Genomic DNA, 18,647 nt, shown 5'->3' with positions numbered 1-18,647 from the left:
CGGGCCGCGCGACGTTGACGGCGCGACCCGATCGCAGAGGTTCAGTTGCCCCAGATCTCTTCGAATTCACGCCATTCGCGGGCGCCCATGCCGGAATCGTCCTTGGTCACGACCTCGCCCGCAAGACGCCGCTTCAGCACGGCAACCGCCTGCGCCGACAGGCTGACCGCATCCATCCGATAATCGCGGAACGCGGCAAAGGCCGCCGGCACCCAATCGGCCACGATCTGGCACATGGCGTCGGCATAGGCGCGAATCTCGTATTGGGCATGGGAATCGGCGCGCAGACGCAGGAAATGCAGAAGATTGTGCAGATCGACCTTCCAGTACCACTGCGTATAGACATTGGCGGGCAGGTTCATCCGCGCCAATTCGCGTGCCAACCCCTGCTGGCCATCCTGGCTCAGCATGTCTTCGTAATGGTCATAGCTTCGCATCGCGTCTTCCTGCAGCAGACGCAGGACACGCTGCGCCTCTTCGCCCTGCAGGATCTCGCCCCGGCCCTGATTGTTCTGGCTGGACTGCGCGGCCAGATGCTCGGGCGCGGGGATGTAGAATTCGCGGTCGAGAATCGAATAGCGCGCCGAATATTCGTTCACATTCGCGGTCCGGTGACGGATCCACTGGCGCGCGACGAAAACCGGCAGCTTGACGTGAAACTTGACCTCGCACATCTCGAACGGGGTCGAGTGCCAGTGCCGCATCAGATAGCGGATCAGGCCTTCGTCATTCTGCACCGATTTCGTGCCCCGGCCATAGCTGACGCGGGCGGCCTGGCAGATCGCGGCATCGTCACCCATGTAATCGATGACCCGAACCAGACCGTGATCCAGAACCTGATGCGCGACATAAAGATGCTTTTCCATGCCGGGAACGGTGGCACGCAGCGTTTGTTGCGGGGCGTCGCGCAGGGCATCGATTTCGGCCTGCTGTTCCGGTGTCAGGGGCATGGCGATCCTTTCAAGCTTGTGGCTTCTCATTTGCCGCATGATCGCACGGATCGCAAGCTTGCAGGCCCGCGTTACGCATGCGAGTCTGACCGCGAAATCACAGGAGATACCCATGAATATCCGCTATCTGCACACGATGGTGCGCGTGAAGGATCTGGACAAGACGATGGAATTCTTTCGTCTTCTGGGTCTGGAAGAAACCCGCCGCATCGACAATGACAAGGGCCGCTTCTCGTTGATCTTCATGGCGCCTTCGGGCCAGCCGGAATGCCCGGTCGAGCTGACCTATAACTGGGACGGCGACGAGGGCCTGCCCTCGGACAGCCGCCATTTCGGTCATCTGGCCTATCGCGTCGAGAATATCTACGACATGTGCCAGAAACTGATGGATGCCGGCATCACCATCAATCGCCCTCCGCGTGACGGCCACATGGCTTTCGTGCGCAGCCCCGACAACATCTCGATCGAGCTGTTGCAGGAAGGCGATCACCTGCCGCCGCAGGAACCCTGGGCCAGCATGGAAAACACCGGCCATTGGTAAAGCTGTCGCCGCGCCCGCCGTATCGCGGTGGGCGCGCGCCGATCAATAGATATAGCGGATCTGTTCCGACCAGAAACGCTCGATCCGGCGGTTCTGCATGTTGACCTGTTCAAGGGGCGGATCGTCCAGCACGCCCGACATCGCCAGCCCCTCGGCATGACGCAAAAACAGCTGCTGCACGATTTCGCGGACCTCAAGCCCCTCATCCGTCAGTTTGACCCTGACCGAGCGCCGGTCCATGTCGCTGCGTTCGTGGCTGACATAGCCCATGGTGACCAGCTTTTTCAGGTTATAACTGACATTCGAGCCCTGATACATGCCGCGGGACCGCAGCTCGCCCGCGCTGACCTCGGCCTCGCCCAGATTATACAGGATCAGCACCTGTACCGGGGTCAAATCGTTGCGGCCAAGACGCTCGAACTCGTCCTTGACCAGATCCAGCATCAGCCGGTGCATCCGTTCCAGCAATTGCAGCGCGTCAAAATATGCCTCGGTCTTGTCCGAGATATAGTCGCCAATCGGCGCATCCTGGCGCGTCGGTTCAATCTGTTTGATGTGCGGAAACATGTCGGGTTCCGATCCTGTCTTGCGTCTCATGACAGGAACGTTGCACGAACAATCCGAATCTTCCGTTAATTTCGTTAGATTTTTTTCGTCTTTTTCGGATCCCGGCGAATCCCGTGCGTCAGCGGGTCCCGAATTCCGCGAAACGTCCGCCCGCATGGCCCGCGATCCGGTCCAGAATTGCCGACAGATCATCGGGGCCACGACTGCCCTGATCGGATGCGGTGACCCGCGCGGTGATCCAGCGATACAGATCCTGATCGTTTTCTTCCATCAACCGCTCGTAATCGGCGAAGTCAGCCTCGTTCAGATCGGCAAGGGGGCCGTCCGCGAAGGGGCCAAGGATCAGGTCCATCTCTTTCATCCCCCGGCGCCAGCTGCGCATGCGCAGGCGACGCAGACGGGTTTCGGGGGTTTCGACGGTATCAGCCATTGGCCAAAATCTCCTCTAGGCGGTTCAGGCGCTGCGTAGCCTCGGCCAGCAATTGTTGCAACCGGGCAGCTTCGGCCCGTGCCGCCTGCAACGCATCCCCTGCGCTGGGACCGCTGCCTTCGCCCGTCATCAGCCAGCGCAAGGAAACCCCCAGCATCCCGGACAGCCGCCCCATATAGACGGCGCGGGGCTCGTCCTGATCGCCTTCCCATTCGGACAGCTTCTCGACCCTGACGCCAAGCTTGTCGGCCAGATCATCCAGTGACAGGCCCGCACCCTCGCGCGCGGCGGTCAGCCGGTCGCCCAATGTGGCCTCGTCATCGCCATAACCCTGATCTGCCATTCCTGCCTCGCTTGTGGCCTTCGTCGCATCAGCGTAAGCCATGCCGCAGACCAGTTCAAACAGAGGGCATGGCCATGGCGTTTCTTTCCGACAATCTGGCACGGGTCAAACCTTCGCCGACCATCGCCATGACGAACCGCGCCGCCGAGCTGCGCGCGCAGGGCCATGACATTATCGGCCTGTCCGCCGGCGAGCCAGATTTCGACACGCCCGACCATATCCGCCAGGCCGGCAAGGACGCGATCGACGCAGGGCGTACGCGCTATACCGCGGTGGACGGCACGCCGTCCCTGAAACGCGCGATCTGCGACAAGTTCCAGCGCGAAAACGGGCTGGACTACACGCCCGCCCAGATCACCGTCGGCACCGGAGGCAAGCAGATCCTGTTCAACGCCCTGCTGGCCACGTTGAATCCCGGCGATGAGGTCATCATCCCGGCGCCCTACTGGGTCAGCTATCCGGATATGGTCCTGCTGGGTGGCGGCAGCCCGGTGATCGTGCCCTGCGATATCGACAGCGGCTTCCGGCTGACCCCCGAGGCGCTGACGCAGGCGATCACCCCGCGCACGAAATGGGTGATTCTGAATTCCCCTTCGAACCCGTCGGGCGCGGGCTATGATGCCGATCAGATGCGGGCGCTGACCGATGTTCTGTTGCAGCATCCCGATATCTGGATCCTGTCGGACGATATCTACGAACACCTGGTCTTTGACGGCTTCCGCTTTGTCACCCCGGCCCAGATCGAGCCGCGCCTGAAGGATCGCGTGCTGACGATGAACGGGGTCAGCAAGGCCTATGCCATGACCGGCTGGCGCATCGGCTATGGTGCGGGGCCGGAAACGCTGATCCGGGCGATGGCCAAGCTGCAATCGCAATCGACCTCGAACCCCTGCTCGATCAGCCAGTTTGCCGCCGAGGCCGCGTTGACCGGTCCGCAGGACTATATCACCGACAGCCGCGCGGTCTTTCAACGGCGGCGCGATCTGGTGGTGGCGGGGCTGAACGCATGTCCCGGCATCACCTGCCCCACGCCGCAGGGCGCGTTCTATGTCTATCCCTCGATCCGCGATCTGATCGGCACGACAAGCGCGGCAGGCACCCGGATCGAGAATGACGAGGCCTTCGCCAATGCGCTGCTGGACGAACAGGGCGTCGCGGTGGTCTTTGGGGCGGCCTTCGGCCTTAGCCCGCATTTCCGGATTTCCTATGCGACCAGCGACGCACAGCTGACGCAGGCGATCGACCGTATCCGCGCCTTCTGCGAGGGCTGCCACTGACGAAAAACGCCGCCCCGTATGGGCGGCGTTTCGCATGTCCGGCTATCGTTCGACCTACAATGCGGTCCAGCCGCCATCGACGCTGATCGTGGTGCCGGTGATCTGGGCGGCAGCGTCGCTGCACAGGAAAACGGCGGTGTCCCCGATCTCATCCACGGTCGCGAATTCTTTCGAGGGCTGACGCTTTAGCAGGACATCGCGTACCACCTCGTCGCGCGACAGGTTGTATTCCTTCATCGTGTCGGGGATCTGCGCCTCGACCAGCGGGGTCAGGACATAGCCCGGACAGATCGCGTTGCTGGTGATCTTTTCCTCGGCCGTTTCCAGCGCGGTGACCTTGGTCAGGCCGACGACGCCATGCTTGGCGGCGACATAGGCCGATTTGAACGGGCTTGCCGTCAGACCATGCGCCGAGGCGATATTGACCACGCGCCCCCAGCCCGCCTTGCGCATCATCGGCAGTGCGGCGGCCGTGGTGTGAAAGGCCGATGACATGTTGATCGCGATGATCGCGTCCCATTTCTCGGCCGGGAAATCGGGGATCGGCGCGACATGCTGAATGCCGGCATTGTTCACCAGAATGTCGCAGCGGCCCGCCTGTTCGATCAGCGCACGGCATTCATCGCCCTTGGACATGTCGGCCTTGATATAACGAACGCTGACACCGTGGGTTTCCGCCAACTCTGCGGCCAGCGCGTGATCTTCGTCGCGGTCGGTGAAACTGTTCAGAACCAGATCGGCGCCCGCCTTGGCCAGCTGATGCGCCACACCCAGCCCGATGCCGGAATTCGACCCGGTCACGACGGCGGTTTTGCCTGCCAGAAATTTCTCGAACATAAGATCCTCCAAACCCGTGATGGCGGCCCGCTGGCCGCGCGCCGGACAGCCCCGGCGCGTTCTGCCTCTGCTGCATCGCAGCGAGCACCCTTGGAACGCAAGACAAAATCACCGCGTTCCCGCATGGCAGCCCTGCAAGGGCAACAAAACCGCGATCATCGCAAAAAAAAGCGCCCGCACAAGGCGGGCGCAAGTCATGAGGCAGGTTTCATACAGGCAAGAAACCTATCGAGCAGTGAGTTATTTATACGCGACTCCCCGCCCGAGTCCAATATAGAAGTTCCCGGCCGCATTGACGGGCCTTCGGTCAGCCTGTTGAAGTCATGGACAAAGAAAAAACGGCAAGGCGGCGGGCAATGCGAATCTTCAAAATCCTTAACAAATGCGAGATCAAACGCATCTGCGTTCTTCCGGCGCTGGCGATTTGCGGTGTTGCAGCAATGCCGCTGGCAACCCTCGCTGAACCGGTGCATGGTATTGCAATGTATGGAGAACCTGCCCTGCCGGCCGGGTTCGACCACCTGCCCTATGCCAACCCCGGCGCCCCGAAAGGCGGCACGATTCGCTTTGCCGAACCGGGCAGCTTTGATTCCCTGAAACCTTGGGTTCTGAAGGGAAATCCCGTCTGGCCGATCATGTTTCAGCCCGGATTGCTGACCGAAACGCTGATGTATCGGTCGATTGACGAGCCATTCTCACTGTATGGTCTGCTGGCCGAAACCATCGAAACCGATGACGCGCGATCCTGGGTCGAATTCACGCTGCGCGAGGATGCCCGCTTTTCCGACGGCGCGCCGGTCACGGTCGAGGATGTGATGTGGTCCTATGAAACCCTGGGCACCCAGGGCCATCCCCGCTATCTGTCGGCCTGGAAAAAGATCGACCGGATGGAACAGACCGGCCCACGCAGCATCCGCTTTACCTTTGTCGAACCGGATCGCGAACTGGTGATGCTGATGGGGATGCGCCCCATCCTGCAAAAGGCACAATGGCAGGGGCAGGATTTCAGCCAGTCCAGCCTGACACCGCCCATCGGGTCCGGCCCCTATATCGTCGACAAGGTCGATCCGGGTCGCGCGATCACCTTCCGCCGCAACCCGGATTACTGGGGCAAGGATCTGCCGCTGAAGCGCGGAATGGATAACGCCGACGAGATCCGCTTTGACTATTTCGGCGACGGCAACGCGATGTTTCAGGCCTTCAAGGCGGGCGAGGTCGATGTCTGGCGCGAACTTTCGGCCCAGAAATGGGAAACCGAATACAATTTCCCGCTGTTGACCGGCGGACAGGTCGAAAAGACCCAGATCGCCAATCAGCGCCCGTCGGGGATCATGGGGCTGGTGATGAACACCCGCAACCCGATCTTTGCCGACTGGCGGGTCCGGCAGGCTTTGATCGAGGCGTTCAACTATCAGTTCATCAACGCGACCCTGAACGGTGGCAAGGACCCGCGGATCACAAGCTATTTTTCCAACTCGACGCTGGCGATGCAGCCCGGCGCCGCAACGGGACGGGTCCGGGACCTGCTGCAACCCTTTGCCGATGATCTGCCGCCCGGCACGCTGGACGGCTATGAATTGCCTCAGGGTAGCGACCGCGTGCTGGACCGGCAGGGGCTGCGCAAGGCGCTGAAGCTGCTGGAACAGGCCGGCTGGACGGTTCAGGATGGCAGCCTGAAGAACGCCGAGGGGCGCCCCTTTGCCTTCGAGATCCTGCTGAACCAGTCGGGCAGCTCGATGCGCTCGGCCTCGGAAACGCAACAGATCGTCGATATCTATATCGAGGCGCTGCGCCGTCTGGGCATCACGCCGCGCGTCACGCAGCTGGATTCGGCGCAATTCGTCGAACGTACCAACAATTTTCAGTTCGACATGACCTGGTATGAACGCGCCCTGTCGCTGTCGCCGGGCAATGAACAGCGGCTTTACTGGGGCACCGAGGCCGCCGATCAGCCCGGCAGCCGCAACTGGATGGGCATGAAAAGCCCTGCGGCGGATGCCATGATCGACGCGATGCTGGCGGCGAAGGGCGATGAACAGTTCACATCCGCCGTCCGCGCACTGGATCGTGTTCTCACAGCAGGAAGATATGTGATTCCAGTGGGTTTCTCGCCGGTCTCGAGGCTGGCCCATTCATCCGACCTGCATTACCCTGACCGCGTTCCCCTTTACGGAGACTGGCCCGGGTTTCTACCCGAGGTCTGGTGGCAGGAGGCAAAAAAATGAGAGCAGTTGTAACCATTCTGCTGGCCAGTGCGTTGCTGAGCGGATGCAATACCGTCGCAGGCGTGGGTGAGGATATCACCGGCACCGCGCGATGGGCCCAAGCAGGAATTGGAGGGAGCCCCTACTGATGAAATGGCACCACGTTCAGGACAACTGGCCCGCGTTCTACGAGGCGATCCAGGACAAGTGGCCCGAGGTTGACGAGGCCGAACTGGACGAGATCGACGGCGACCAGCGCGCCTTTATCGCCTATCTGGCCGAGGTGACGGAACAGGACGCCGCCGAGATCCGCGACGAGCTACGCGAATGGCTGGCCGGCGAGATCCCGTCCGACATCGTCATGGACCCGATCCATGACAACCACTCGATCAAGCTGAGTTCGAAATACGTCAATGAAGGCGAGGACGAATTCAACGACGACGCCCGCTTTGGCGATGATGGCGACGACGAGGACGATGACTGATCCCGACGCCCGGCCCCGTAAGGCCGGGCGTTTTTCTTTGGGCGCCCGCCCGCAGGACCGGCAGGATGCCGATCTGTCGCGCTTGCGCTTTGGGTGCTGATCTGACAAGTCCCGCCGCCTGACCCCCAGCAGGAACCCGCCGCATGTCCCCTACCCTGAAAATCGCTGTCGGCAGCATCTTTGTCGGGCTTCTGGTTCTGGGATTGAAGCTGCTGGCATGGTGGCTGACAGGATCGGTCGCGCTGTTGTCGGACGCCCTGGAAAGCACGGTCAATGTCGCGACGGCGCTGGCCGCGCTGATCGCCATTCGCGTCGCCGCGCGCCCCGCCGATGCGGGCCATCCCTATGGTCATGACAAGGCCGAATTCTTCAGCGCGGTTCTGGAAGGCGTGATGATCATCGTCGCGGCGCTGGTGATCCTGCGCGAGGCCTGGCACGGCATTCTGGACCCCGCGCCGCTGAACGCGGCGTTCGACGGGCTGGCGATCAACATCTTCGCCGGGCTCATCAACGCGGTCTGGTGCTGGGTGCTGATCACGCGCGGGCGCCGGCTGAAATCGCCCGCCCTGCTGGCCGACGGCCACCACCTGTTGACCGATGTCATCACCTCGGGCGGGGTGGTGATCGGGGTGGCGCTGGCGGCGTTGACGGGTTGGGCAATTCTGGACCCGATCCTTGCGGGCGTCGTGGCCGTCAACATCCTCTGGTCGGGATGGAAGGTCATGGCAACCTCGCTCAGCGGGTTGATGGACGAAGCGGTCTCGGACCGGACCATGGACCAGATCCGCGCGATCATTTCAGACAAGGCCACCGGCGCGATCGAGGCGCATGACCTGCGCACCCGTCATGCCGGAACCAAGACCTTTATCGATTTTCATCTGGTCGTCGACGGGTCGATCACGGTCGAGGCCGCGCATGACATCTGCGACCGGATCGAGCAATCGTTGCGCATGGCGCTGGGGGATGTGGAAATCACCATCCATGTCGAACCGGACCACAAGGCCAAACACTCGGGCGTGCTGGTCCTGTGATCCGCCTTGGCCGCGCGGGCGATCAGAAGATCCCGCGCGCGCCCTCTTTCCAGACCGAGGGCAGGACGACGACCTTGGCCCCGTTCGGCACACGCTCATAGATGTCGATGGCATCCTGATCCAGCAGCCGGATACAGCCCGACGACACGGCCTGACCCAGAAACTGCGGCTCGCAAGCACCGTGGATGCGATACAGCGTGTCCTTGCCGTTCTGGAACAGATACAGCGCGCGCGACCCCAGCGGGTTGCCCGGCCCCGGATCCATGCCGCCATTCGCGATGGAATAGGGCTCCAGGTCGGGGCGGCGGGCGACCATCTCATCGGGGGGGGTCCAGCGCGGCCATTTCCGCTTGAACTGCATCACGGCATCGCCGTCCCAGCCAAAGCCCGCCGCGCCGACACCGACGCCATAGCGGATCGCCTTGCCGTCGCCCTGCACCAGATGCATGAAGGCGCGGTCGGGATCGACCACAACCGTTCCGGCGGGCTGATCGGGATAGGGATTGGCGACCTCCTGACGCAGCAGATCGGGCGATACGACGCCCGACGGCACGGCCGGAATCGGGAAGGGTTCATCCGTCACCGCGCCGTAATGGGCGGGCAGGAATTCGACCGTGGTCGGGGGCAGCGTGGCTACCGGCTTGGTTTCCTTCTTGGCGCAAGCCGCCAGTGCCGCGGCCGACACGGCCAGCATAAAGTTTCGACGTTTCATTTTCATATTCCTGAAATGGAGACAAAATTCGGCACCACAAGGCGCAACGAAACTGCTATCCCCGGCGCGGTGGGTCGGTTGACCCCAGCGGCGTAATTCCCTGCAATACGCGCCCCGGTGCAGGGCGCCGCGCCTCTGCGCTGCCGCCGGCAGGTGGCAAGGCATCGGCTGGCAGCACTGCCAGATCGGCGGCGCAACCGGACATCATTCCGCCCTTGCACAGCCGCGCCGCACGCATCTGCGCGGCCTCGCCCTGTGTGGCAACATCAGCCAGCTGCGATACCTGAACAGCGGCATCGATGCGGTGCCCCGGCCCATGCGCAGCATAGGCACCCCAAGGCAGCACCGCCAGGGTCAGGGCCAGGATCATCAGGATGCGCAGTGTCTTCATGAGGTGCAAAATCCCGGAAAACGCCCCGCAGGTCGAGATGGCCGCCTCTCACATCGCATCACGTCAACGTCAGGCCGCCAGTCTGATCCAGACGGGAACGTGGTCGCTTGGCTTTTCTCCGGCGCGCGCCTCGCGGTCGACCCCGGTTTCGACCATCAGATCGGCCGCCTGCGGCGACAGCATCAGATGGTCGATACGGATGCCATCATCCTTGTTCCACGCCCCGGCCTGATAATCCCAGAAGGTAAAGGGCCCGCGTGTCGACCACGGGTCGCGGATGCGGATTGCATCGGTCCAACCCTGATACTGGATCGCGCGAAATGCCGCGCGGCTTTCGGGGCGAAACAGCGCATCCTCGACCCATTTCTGCGGATGGGCAGCGTCGCGCGGCTGGGGGATGATATTGTAATCGCCCAGCATCACGACCGGCATTTCGGTGGTCAGCAGTTCGGCGGCACGCAGGCGCAGCCGTTCCATCCAGGCCAGCTTGTAGTCGTATTTCGGCCCCGGTGCCGGGTTGCCATTGGGCAGATACAGCCCCGCAATGCGCACGGCGCGGTCGCCCACGACCGTCGCCTCGATATAGCGGGCCTGTTCGTCGCTGTCATCGCCGGGCAGGCCGCGGGCAACATCCTCCAACGGCAGTTTGGACAGGATCGCGACGCCATTGAAACCCTTTTGACCATGGGTTTCGACATTCCAGCCCAGATCGGCGAAATGGTCGCGGGGAAACCCCTCGTCCACGGATTTGATTTCCTGAAGGACGACGACATCGGCATCCGAACCGGCCAGCCAAGCGGTCAGCGCCTCGATCCGCGCCTTGACGCCATTGATGTTGAAGCTTGCGATTTTCATGCCCGCATCTTTAGCAGCGGCACCGTGATTGGCAACCGACGCAATGCGCCGCTAGGCTGTCAGAAGGAAAGGAGTCCGCGATGAATTTCTGGCTGCGCGTCATCTGTCTGTTGCTGATGCCCCTTGCCGCATGGGCCGAGGATCGGCCACGGGCCGGAATCCTGTGGAACCGAAGCGGTCTGCCGGCGACATTTCCGTTGCAGGTCAAGACGCTGCCGGGCAAGGACTACGTGGTGTTTCTGGTTGATCCCGACACCGATGATCCGGCGATAGCAGGCTATATCCGTGGCGGCACCTTCTTTCGCCTGCTTGTTCCGCCCGGCAATTACCTGCTTCGCTTTGCTTATGGCACCGATTGGCGGGGCCAGGACGATCTGTTCGGTCCCGATACCGGCTGGACGCAGATCGACAAACCGCTGGATTTCCGCGTCATCGGCACCTCGCGGCGCAGCGGCTATCTGGTCACCCTGATCGAAGAAAACGGCAGCATGAAAATCGTCGAGGCCGCCCCGCAGGACTGGTGTCAGTCCCTGCGCCGCAGCAGCCAGATCCGCGAATATCCCAAGGACTTGCCCGGCACGACCGATCGCGACGCGCCGAAACTGCGCTATCTGGACCAGCAGGTGCAGATCTATGACAGGCTATGCGCCTGATCAGATCGAAAAGGACGTGCCGCAGCCGCAGCTGGACGTGGCGTTGGGATTGTCGATGGTAAAGCGCGCGCCGATCAGTTCATCGGTGAAGTCGATCACCGCGCCCGCCAGATAGGGCAAGGACACAGGGTCCACGACGACGCTTTGGCCGCCGCCTTTCAACACCAGATCATCGCTTTCGGCCTGATCCAGCCGGATCTCATACTGAAATCCCGAACAGCCGCCACCGGCAACGGCCACACGCAAGGGTTTCACATCACCGCTTGCGTTGATCTCGGCCAGGCGGGCAAAGGCGCGTTCGGTCACTTTCGGGGGCAAGTTCATGGGGCGTTCCCGTTTTCGTCCGTTGCGACAGAATATAGGGTCGGCACGCATCCCTCGCAAGGATCGCCAAAAGGACGTGACATGACAGCCCCATATGCCTGCCAGCCCCAAGACAGCCGCGGCCGTCTGCATCCCGAACAGCTTTCGACCTTTCGTTCGCCCTGGCAGCGCGATCGCGACCGGATCATTCATTCCAGCGCGTTCCGGCGGCTGAAACACAAGACCCAAGTCTTTGTCGAACATGACGGAGAGGCATATCGCGGCGACTATTACCGCACCCGCCTGACCCATACGATCGAGGTCGCACAGGTGGCCCGCACGATCGCGGGCGCGCTTGGCCTGAATACCGATCTGGCGGAATCCGTGGCGCTGGCCCACGATCTGGGCCATCCCCCCTTCGGCCATACCGGCGAAGACGCGCTGGCGGCCCTGATGCAGCCCTATGGCGGATTCGATCACAACGCGCAGGCACTGCGCATCGTGACCCGGCTGGAACGGCACTACGCCGATTTCGACGGGCTGAACCTGACCTGGGAAACGCTGGAAGGCATCGCCAAACACAATGGTCCGGTCTTGGAACGGGACATCACGGGCGCCGCCGTGGCCGCCGACCTGCCCTATGCCCTGGCCGAGGTAAACGCCGCCTGGGATCTGGAACTGCACACCAATGCCAGCGCCGAGGCGCAGGTCGCGGCCGTCGCCGATGACGTGGCTTATAACCACCACGATCTGCATGACGGGCTGCGGGCCGAACTGTTCACCGAGGAAGAACTGGCCGAACTGCCGGTCATCGGCCCCGCCTTTGCGGAGGTGGATCGCCTGTATCCGGATCTTGACCGTATGCGCCGCCGGCACGAGGCGCTGCGCCGGGTGTTCGGCGTCATGGTCGAGGATGTCATCGCCGTCGCCCAGAATCGCCTGACCAGCCTGCAACCGCAATCCGCGCAGGAAATCCGCGACATGGATGGGCCGATCATCCGCTTTTCCAAGCCGCTGTATCAGAACATCAAGGCGATCAAATCCTTCCTGTTCACCCGCATGTATCGCGCGCCCTCGGTCGTCGATGAACGCCACCGCGTGACCGATATCCTGAACCGGATGTTCCCGCTGTTCCTGAACGACCCCTCGATGATGCCGGCAAGCTGGCAGCGTGCGGCCGAACAGGCACCCGACCAGAACGAACGTGCGCGGATCGTGCTGGACTACGTGGCGGGCATGACCGACCGCTATGCCATCGCAGAACATCTGCGGCTGTTCCCGGACGCCCCGGAATAATCGCCGGAATCGGTGAACCTTCGGGCGACTGGTGGCGTTCACTGGGCTGACCCACGCAAAGGAGGTTCACATGATTACCCGCACCGGCTCCGCGAAATGGGAAGGCGGCCTGAAAGAGGGCAAGGGCCTGGTCTCGACACATTCGGGTGCCCTGGCCGATCAGCCCTACGGCTTCAACACCCGCTTCGAGGACAAGCCCGGCACCAACCCCGAGGAACTGATCGGCGCGGCCCACGCCTCCTGCTTTTCCATGGCGCTGGCGATGATGCTGGAACAGGAAGGCATTTCGGGCGTCGCGATCGAGACGACCTCGGAGATCTCGATGGACAAGGAGGGCGACGGTTTCGCCGTCAAGAAGGCCCATCTGAAGACCTCGATCAAGGCCAACGCCGATCAGGCCAAGGTCATGGAGATCGCCGACAAGGCCAAGGCCGGCTGCCCGATCTCGAAGCTGCTGAACGCCGAGATCACCATGGACGCCAAGATGGCGTAATGCGAAACGCCCGGTCCTGTCGGACCGGGCGTCATCGTTTCAGACCATCATTTCCTTGGTCGCGGTCAGCGACAGGTCGGGATGGTCGCGACCCACGCGGTCGATGTCCCATTGCAGGCGGGTCAGGAAGACCAGGTCGCCATCATGGTCCAGAGCCATGTGCTGCTTGTTCGCGTTCGAGAACGCCTCGACCTTGTCCTTCGGTCCGGCCACCCAACGCGCGCTGGTGAACTGGCTGGCCTCGAAGCGGACGGGGATGCCGTATTCCAGCTCGATCCGGCTGGCCAGAACCTCGAATTGCAGCGCGCCGACGACACCAACGATAAAGCCCGAGCCGATCATCGGCTTGAAGACCTTGGCCGCGCCTTCTTCGGCGAATTGCATCAGCGCCTTTTCCAGATGCTTGGCCTTCATCGGGTCGGTCGCGCGAACCGATTGCAGCAGTTCCGGCGCAAAGCTGGGGATGCCGGTGAAACGCAGGGCCTCGCCCTCGGTCAGGGCGTCGCCGATGCGCAGCTGGCCGTGGTTCGGAATGCCGATGATATCGCCGGCCCATGCCTCTTCGGCTAGCTCGCGGTCGGCGGCCAGGAACAGCACCGGGTTGCTGACGGCCATCGGCTTCTTGGACCGCACATGCGTCAACTTCATCCCGCGTTCAAAATGCCCGCTGGCAAGACGGACGAAGGCCACGCGGTCGCGGTGCTTGGGGTCCATGTTCGCCTGAACCTTGAAGACGAAGCCCGTGACCTTCTTTTCTTCGGGGGCGATCTCGCGGTCGGCGCTGTTCTGCGGCTGGGGTTCGGGGCCGTAGGTGCTGATGCCCTTCATCAACTCGCGCACGCCAAAGCTGTTGATCGCACTGCCGAACCAGATGGGCGTCATGTGCCCTTCCAGAAAGGACTGGCGGTCGAAGCTCGGCAGCAGCTCGCGCGCCATCTCGATTTCTTCGCGCAGCTGGGTCAGCAGGTGTTCGGGGATGTGCTGGGCCAGCTTGGGGTCGTCCAGACCGTCGATGGCGATGGATTCCGCGACCTTGTTGCGGTCGGCGCGGTCCATCAGTTCCAACCGGTCGTTGAGCATGTCATAGCAGCCAAGGAAATCGCGGCCGACCCCGATGGGCCAGGATGCGGGGGCCACGTCGATAGCCAGATTCTCCTGGATCTCGTCGATGATCTCGAAGGTCTCGCGGGATTCGCGATCCATCTTGTTACAGAAGGTCAGGATCGGCAGATCTCGCAGGCGGCACACCTCGAACAGCTTGCGCGTCTGGGATTCGACGCCCTTGGCGCCGTCGATGACCATGATCGCCGCATCCACCGCCGTCAGCGTGCGATAGGTGTCTTCCGAAAAATCGCTGTGACCCGGCGTGTCCACCAGGTTGAACCGGAACCCGTCGAAATCGAAGGACATCGCCGAGGCCGAGACCGAAATCCCGCGATCCTGTTCCATCTTCATGAAGTCCGACCGCGTGCGCCGCGCCTCGCCCTTGGCGCGAACCTGTCCGGCCATCTGGATGGCGCCGCCATACAGTAGGAATTTCTCGGTCAGCGTGGTCTTGCCGGCATCCGGATGCGAGATGATCGCGAAGGTCCGGCGGCGTGCGATTTCGGGCGGAAGTTCGGGGCGGTTTGTCATGTTGGGGCATGTAGCCTGCCGCGCGCGACTGTGCAATTCCCGATACCGATGCAGCCAACGCAAGGCGACAGCCCTGCCGCGCCGCATCCGCGCCCGGAAAAGATTGCTACGCTGCGTCAGCATTGGGCAGTTGCCCGCTTTGTGACACTATGTCCACTACCGCCGCGACTGGCCGTCCAGCATGGCGGCGGGAAATTCGAGCTTGGCCAAGCAGTGCGTTGTTTTGGAAGCTCAACAGCGGTTATATGTGGCGCTGTGCATTTGCCGCGCAGCATCAATCACATTTACATATATCTAGTTAATATTGCACATAACGCAGATTCCGATTATCAAAAGCATATACTTATAATCAATTTCCTATTAAGAACGTCTGAAAATGTGATTGTGCTGACCCGCCCTGATTAGTTTATGATCACAGAAACTTGCAGTTCGTGTTGCTTTGGTGTCAGTGTAACTTACTCCTGAAGGTTGAAGGGTCCCCGCGATGAGTGTCAGCACACCTTTGGATGCAAGCTATGACCGATTGCTGAAAATGCTGGCCAGCCGGGGGCTTGAATGGCTTCGACAGCATGTCGAGGCACTGCCCGACCCCCTGCCCTCGCAACACCCTGCCATCCCCCATCTTTCTACCGCCGCGTGGGTTGGCGAGATTTTGTCGGGTTTGCGCGGTTGCAAATCGCCCCTTCAGGTCATTGTCGCACGCAGGCTGTCGCCGGAAATCCTGTCGCGGATCGCGCGCCGGATCGCGGAAAGCGAAACCGATCCGTCCTCTGATCTGGTGCAATCCGTTTTTGCGGCGCAGGCGGTTCTTGCCGATGACCCGCGATACCAATTGGCGCGGCAGATCCTGACCGATGAAACCCCCGACGCGCTGAGCGACCGGCTGGCGATCGAACATCCGCCGGCCGAGGAACTGCTGCGTCTGGCCGAGGAATTCGTTGTCGCCCCCATGCCGTCCGAGGCGCTGAGCCAGGCTTATCTGGAACGCTTCACGATGGTGCTGATGCGGCTTTACGGCTTTGGCGCACGTCGGCCGCAATTTTCGCATCCCCGTGTCTATGGTCAGGTTTTCGCAAATTGCCTCAGATACGCCGAATGGGCGCGCAAGGAACAATCGCTGATCGCGACCGTGCAGCTTGCCTTCTGCCTGCGACTGATCGATCCCGACCATGACATTGCGCCGATGCTGGCCGAGGTCATTCCCTATCAGCGGCCCGACGGATCGTTCCCGGCGCGATCCGCCTATTCCACGGAATGTCAGGAACTGGACGATGGGGTCTGGGCCACCTTGATGACCGTGGCCGCGTTGCACATGGCGACCTATCGCCGCTGGAACGGCGCGGAAGCCGCGCCCACATCGCAACCCCTGCACGGATGTCGCGACATGGCCGCCGCGATCGTCGTCAGCCGCGGCGACAATCTGCGCGAATTGCCCAAACCGGATCGGCTGCGCATGGCGGCCACCCTATCCTGCGCGACGGGCGAGGATTGGTTTTCGCTTGCGGGGCTGGCGGGCCAGAAAATACAGGCCCGCGATATCCTTGCCATTGCGCCGTTGATGTTCGGCAGCTTCACCGCCGCGCGCCACGCACGATCCTGTCTTGATCTTGGTGCGGCCTGGCCCGCGCTGAACCATGCAGAACAGCCCCCGCATATGCAGGCTGCACTGAACTGGTTGCGCGGCTCTGCCGTGACGCTGGGTGCAGCGGCGGATGCCGCGATGATCCAGACGTGGGACGCCGCGGCCCGATCCGGCGACCCGGCCGGGTTTCTGGCCTGCTGTGCCCAAGCCATTGCCTGTCAGTCGATCCAGACCACCCCTGCCATCCGCATCGCCGCCTGCCGGATGATGCTGCGCGATCTGGCCGCGATCGAGGATGCAACCGAATCGCTGCAGGACCAATCGGCGCGGCTGGCGCGCATGTCCCTGATCGCCTGGGTGTTCGAGGGCGACAGCACCCGCGCCAGGCCGATCTAGAACAGCCCCCTGATCTGGCCTTCAGGGCCAAGGCCTATGCGCTCGGCGGCGGGGGTTCGGGGCAGGCCGGGCATAGTCATGACCTCGCCACAGATTGCCACCACAAAGCCAGCACCCGCAGACAGCCGCACCTCGCGCACGGGCACGACATGACCTTCGGGCGCACCGCGACGCGCGGGATCGGTGGTGAAGGAATAGGGCGTCTTGGCGATGCAGACCGGCAGATCGGCAAAATCCGCGGCCTCCCACGCGGCAAGCTGCTGCATGACGCCGGCTGCGGGTTCCGCGTGGCTGGCGCGATAGATACGGGTGCAGATCGTTTCGATCTTCTGCCACAGCGGCATCGAATCCGAATAAAGCGTATGAAAATCAGCCGCACCGGCATCGGCAATCTCGCTCACCGCGTGGGCCAGCTCCTCGGCACCGGCGCCGCCTTCGGCCCAATGGCGGGCCAGAACCGCGCGAACGCCATGCGAAGCGCAATAGGCATGCAGCGCCTCGATCTCGGCGGCGCTGTCGCCGTCGAAATGGTTCACCGCCACGATGACCGGCAGGCCAAAGCCGCGCAGGTTCTGGATGTGACGGCCCAAATTGTCACAGCCGCGCGTGACAGCCGCGACATCTTCCCGGCCCAGATCCTGCTTGTCGACACCGCCATTCATCTTCAGCGCCCGGATCGTCGCCACCAGCACGCAGGCTGCGGGCGACAGGCCGGCCATGCGGCATTTGATATTCAGAAACTTTTCGGCCCCCAGATCGGCGCCGAACCCCGCTTCGGTCACGACATAATCCGACATGCGCAGCGCCGCACGGGTCGCGATCACGCTGTTGCAGCCATGCGCGATATTCGCGAAGGGGCCACCATGAACCAGCGCCGGGTTGTTTTCCAGGGTCTGCACCAGGTTGGGCTGCAGTGCATCCTTCAACAGCACCGTCATCGCGCCCGCGGCGCCAATATCATGCGCGGTGACGGGTTTCTTGTCACGGGTATAGCCGATGATGATCCGGCCCAACCTGTCCTGAAGATCCGCCAGATCGTCTGCCAGGCACAGGATGGCCATCACCTCGGACGCGACGGTGATGTCGAAACCCGACTGCCGGACAAAGCCATTGCTGACACCGCCCAGCCCCATCGCGACGTCGCGCAAGGCGCGGTCATTCATGTCCATGACCCGCCGCCACGTGATGCGCCGCGTGTCCAGATCCAGCGCGTTGCCCCAATAGATGTGGTTGTCGATCATCGCGGCCAGCAGGTTATGCGCGCTGGTGATCGCGTGAAAATCGCCGGTGAAATGAAGGTTCATTTCTTCCATGGGGACGATCTGGGCGCGTCCGCCGCCCGCCGCGCCGCCCTTCATGCCGAAATTCGGGCCCAAACTGGCCTCGCGGATGCAGATCGTCGCCTGCTTTCCGATCCGGTTCAGCGCGTCGCCCAGCCCGACGGTGGTGGTCGTCTTGCCCTCACCCGCCGGGGTCGGGTTGATCGCGGTCACAAGGATCAACTTGCCCTGCGGCCGATCGGCCAGCCCGGCCAGCGCCCGATGCGTGATCTTGGCCTTGTCATGGCCGTAGGGCAGGATATCCCTCGCCCCAAGCCCCAGCTTCTGCGCGATCTGCTGAATGGGGCGCTTGTCGGCGCCGCGCGCGATCTCGATATCGGACAGCAC

At 62.5% G+C, this 18,647-nt stretch carries 20 protein-coding genes; 9 read left to right on the top strand and 11 right to left on the bottom strand.

Features of this window, described 5'->3' with window-relative positions:
- Nucleotides 1-41 precede the first annotated feature (41 nt).
- Nucleotides 42-950 carry an FAD-dependent thymidylate synthase gene (thyX, locus tag BMX67_RS09775; protein ID WP_090734476.1) on the bottom strand — a complete coding sequence of 303 codons (909 nt, stop codon included), beginning with the start codon at nt 948-950 and terminating at the stop codon, nt 42-44.
- A 112-nt stretch (nt 951-1,062) separates the two neighbouring features.
- Here thyX and BMX67_RS09770 point away from each other — a divergent pair, with 112 nt between their 5' ends.
- On the top strand, nt 1,063-1,491 hold the full coding sequence (locus BMX67_RS09770) for a VOC family protein (protein WP_090734474.1): 429 nt from the start codon (nt 1,063-1,065) through the stop codon (nt 1,489-1,491).
- Between the two features lie 42 nt (nt 1,492-1,533).
- Here the strand turns inward: BMX67_RS09770 and BMX67_RS09765 are convergent, their stop codons facing one another.
- The 3 genes from BMX67_RS09765 to BMX67_RS09755 all read right to left on the bottom strand — a co-directional run bounded on the left by BMX67_RS09765 (nt 1,534) and on the right by BMX67_RS09755 (nt 2,873).
- Nucleotides 1,534-1,947 (bottom strand): winged helix DNA-binding protein, encoded by a 414-nt coding sequence (locus tag BMX67_RS09765; RefSeq protein ID WP_245739421.1) that lies wholly within the window; start codon nt 1,945-1,947, stop codon nt 1,534-1,536.
- Between the two features lie 229 nt (nt 1,948-2,176).
- Nucleotides 2,177-2,488 carry an FAD assembly factor SdhE gene (locus BMX67_RS09760; RefSeq protein WP_245739392.1) on the bottom strand — a complete coding sequence of 104 codons (312 nt, stop codon included), beginning with the start codon at nt 2,486-2,488 and terminating at the stop codon, nt 2,177-2,179.
- A complete protein-coding gene (locus tag BMX67_RS09755; RefSeq protein ID WP_245739390.1) occupies nt 2,481-2,873 on the bottom strand; it encodes a helix-turn-helix domain-containing protein in 393 nt (130 codons plus the stop codon). Before BMX67_RS09755 ends, BMX67_RS09760 begins: the two co-directional genes overlap by 8 nt.
- A 32-nt stretch (nt 2,874-2,905) precedes the next feature.
- On the opposite strand from BMX67_RS09755, the gene BMX67_RS09750 reads away from it, so the two are divergent.
- Nucleotides 2,906-4,108 (top strand): pyridoxal phosphate-dependent aminotransferase, encoded by a 1,203-nt coding sequence (locus BMX67_RS09750; RefSeq protein ID WP_090734772.1) that lies wholly within the window; start codon nt 2,906-2,908, stop codon nt 4,106-4,108.
- A gap of 54 nt (nt 4,109-4,162) precedes the next feature.
- Here the strand turns inward: BMX67_RS09750 and BMX67_RS09745 are convergent, their stop codons facing one another.
- Nucleotides 4,163-4,945 carry a 3-hydroxybutyrate dehydrogenase gene (locus BMX67_RS09745; RefSeq protein WP_090734469.1) on the bottom strand — a complete coding sequence of 261 codons (783 nt, stop codon included), beginning with the start codon at nt 4,943-4,945 and terminating at the stop codon, nt 4,163-4,165.
- A 356-nt stretch (nt 4,946-5,301) separates the two neighbouring features.
- Here BMX67_RS09745 and BMX67_RS09740 point away from each other — a divergent pair, with 356 nt between their 5' ends.
- The 3 genes from BMX67_RS09740 to BMX67_RS09730 all read left to right on the top strand — a co-directional run bounded on the left by BMX67_RS09740 (nt 5,302) and on the right by BMX67_RS09730 (nt 8,664).
- Nucleotides 5,302-7,170, top strand: a complete 1,869-nt coding sequence (locus BMX67_RS09740; protein WP_090734468.1) for an extracellular solute-binding protein — start codon at nt 5,302-5,304, stop codon at nt 7,168-7,170.
- A gap of 127 nt (nt 7,171-7,297) precedes the next feature.
- The gene (locus BMX67_RS09735) at nt 7,298-7,633 is read left to right on the top strand and encodes a hypothetical protein (protein WP_090734466.1); all 336 of its coding nucleotides are present in this window, start codon (nt 7,298-7,300) and stop codon (nt 7,631-7,633) included.
- 143 nt (nt 7,634-7,776) lie between these two features.
- Entirely contained in the window at nt 7,777-8,664 is an 888-nt protein-coding gene (locus BMX67_RS09730; protein ID WP_090734465.1) for a cation diffusion facilitator family transporter, read from the top strand.
- A gap of 22 nt (nt 8,665-8,686) precedes the next feature.
- On the opposite strand, the gene BMX67_RS09725 is transcribed toward BMX67_RS09730, so the two are convergent.
- The 3 genes from BMX67_RS09725 to xth all read right to left on the bottom strand — a co-directional run bounded on the left by BMX67_RS09725 (nt 8,687) and on the right by xth (nt 10,622).
- On the bottom strand, nt 8,687-9,376 hold the full coding sequence (locus BMX67_RS09725; RefSeq protein ID WP_090734463.1) for a L,D-transpeptidase: 690 nt from the start codon (nt 9,374-9,376) through the stop codon (nt 8,687-8,689).
- A 55-nt stretch (nt 9,377-9,431) separates the two neighbouring features.
- Nucleotides 9,432-9,767 carry a hypothetical protein gene (locus BMX67_RS09720; protein ID WP_090734462.1) on the bottom strand — a complete coding sequence of 112 codons (336 nt, stop codon included), beginning with the start codon at nt 9,765-9,767 and terminating at the stop codon, nt 9,432-9,434.
- A gap of 69 nt (nt 9,768-9,836) precedes the next feature.
- Nucleotides 9,837-10,622, bottom strand: a complete 786-nt coding sequence (xth, locus tag BMX67_RS09715) for an exodeoxyribonuclease III (RefSeq protein WP_090734461.1) — start codon at nt 10,620-10,622, stop codon at nt 9,837-9,839.
- 80 nt (nt 10,623-10,702) lie between these two features.
- Here xth and BMX67_RS09710 point away from each other — a divergent pair, with 80 nt between their 5' ends.
- Complete coding sequence (locus BMX67_RS09710; protein ID WP_090734459.1) at nt 10,703-11,275, top strand: hypothetical protein; 573 nt, start codon at nt 10,703-10,705, stop codon at nt 11,273-11,275.
- Here the strand turns inward: BMX67_RS09710 and BMX67_RS09705 are convergent, their stop codons facing one another.
- A complete protein-coding gene (locus BMX67_RS09705) occupies nt 11,276-11,599 on the bottom strand; it encodes a HesB/IscA family protein (RefSeq protein WP_090734458.1) in 324 nt (107 codons plus the stop codon).
- Nucleotides 11,600-11,680: 81 nt separating this feature from the next.
- On the opposite strand from BMX67_RS09705, the gene BMX67_RS09700 reads away from it, so the two are divergent.
- Nucleotides 11,681-12,874: a deoxyguanosinetriphosphate triphosphohydrolase gene (locus tag BMX67_RS09700; RefSeq protein ID WP_090734456.1), complete on the top strand. Its 1,194-nt coding sequence runs from the start codon at nt 11,681-11,683 to the stop codon at nt 12,872-12,874.
- Between the two features lie 70 nt (nt 12,875-12,944).
- Complete coding sequence (locus BMX67_RS09695; protein ID WP_090734455.1) at nt 12,945-13,367, top strand: OsmC family protein; 423 nt, start codon at nt 12,945-12,947, stop codon at nt 13,365-13,367.
- A 39-nt stretch (nt 13,368-13,406) separates the two neighbouring features.
- On the opposite strand, the gene BMX67_RS09690 is transcribed toward BMX67_RS09695, so the two are convergent.
- On the bottom strand, nt 13,407-15,002 hold the full coding sequence (locus tag BMX67_RS09690) for a peptide chain release factor 3 (protein ID WP_090734453.1): 1,596 nt from the start codon (nt 15,000-15,002) through the stop codon (nt 13,407-13,409).
- Between the two features lie 484 nt (nt 15,003-15,486).
- On the opposite strand from BMX67_RS09690, the gene BMX67_RS09685 reads away from it, so the two are divergent.
- Nucleotides 15,487-16,980: a hypothetical protein gene (locus BMX67_RS09685; RefSeq protein ID WP_090734452.1), complete on the top strand. Its 1,494-nt coding sequence runs from the start codon at nt 15,487-15,489 to the stop codon at nt 16,978-16,980.
- Here BMX67_RS09685 and BMX67_RS09680 read toward each other — a convergent pair.
- On the bottom strand, nt 16,977-18,647 hold the full coding sequence (locus BMX67_RS09680) for a formate--tetrahydrofolate ligase (protein WP_090734450.1): 1,671 nt from the start codon (nt 18,645-18,647) through the stop codon (nt 16,977-16,979). The two genes, BMX67_RS09685 and BMX67_RS09680, sit on opposite strands and share 4 nt — an antisense overlap.

It is taken from the genome of Paracoccus homiensis, assembly GCF_900111675.1.
In the GTDB taxonomy this organism is placed as follows: Bacteria; Pseudomonadota; Alphaproteobacteria; order Rhodobacterales; family Rhodobacteraceae; genus Paracoccus; species Paracoccus homiensis.
Note: the sequence above shows the minus strand (reverse complement) of the source record. Positions and strands in the feature narration are given on the sequence as shown.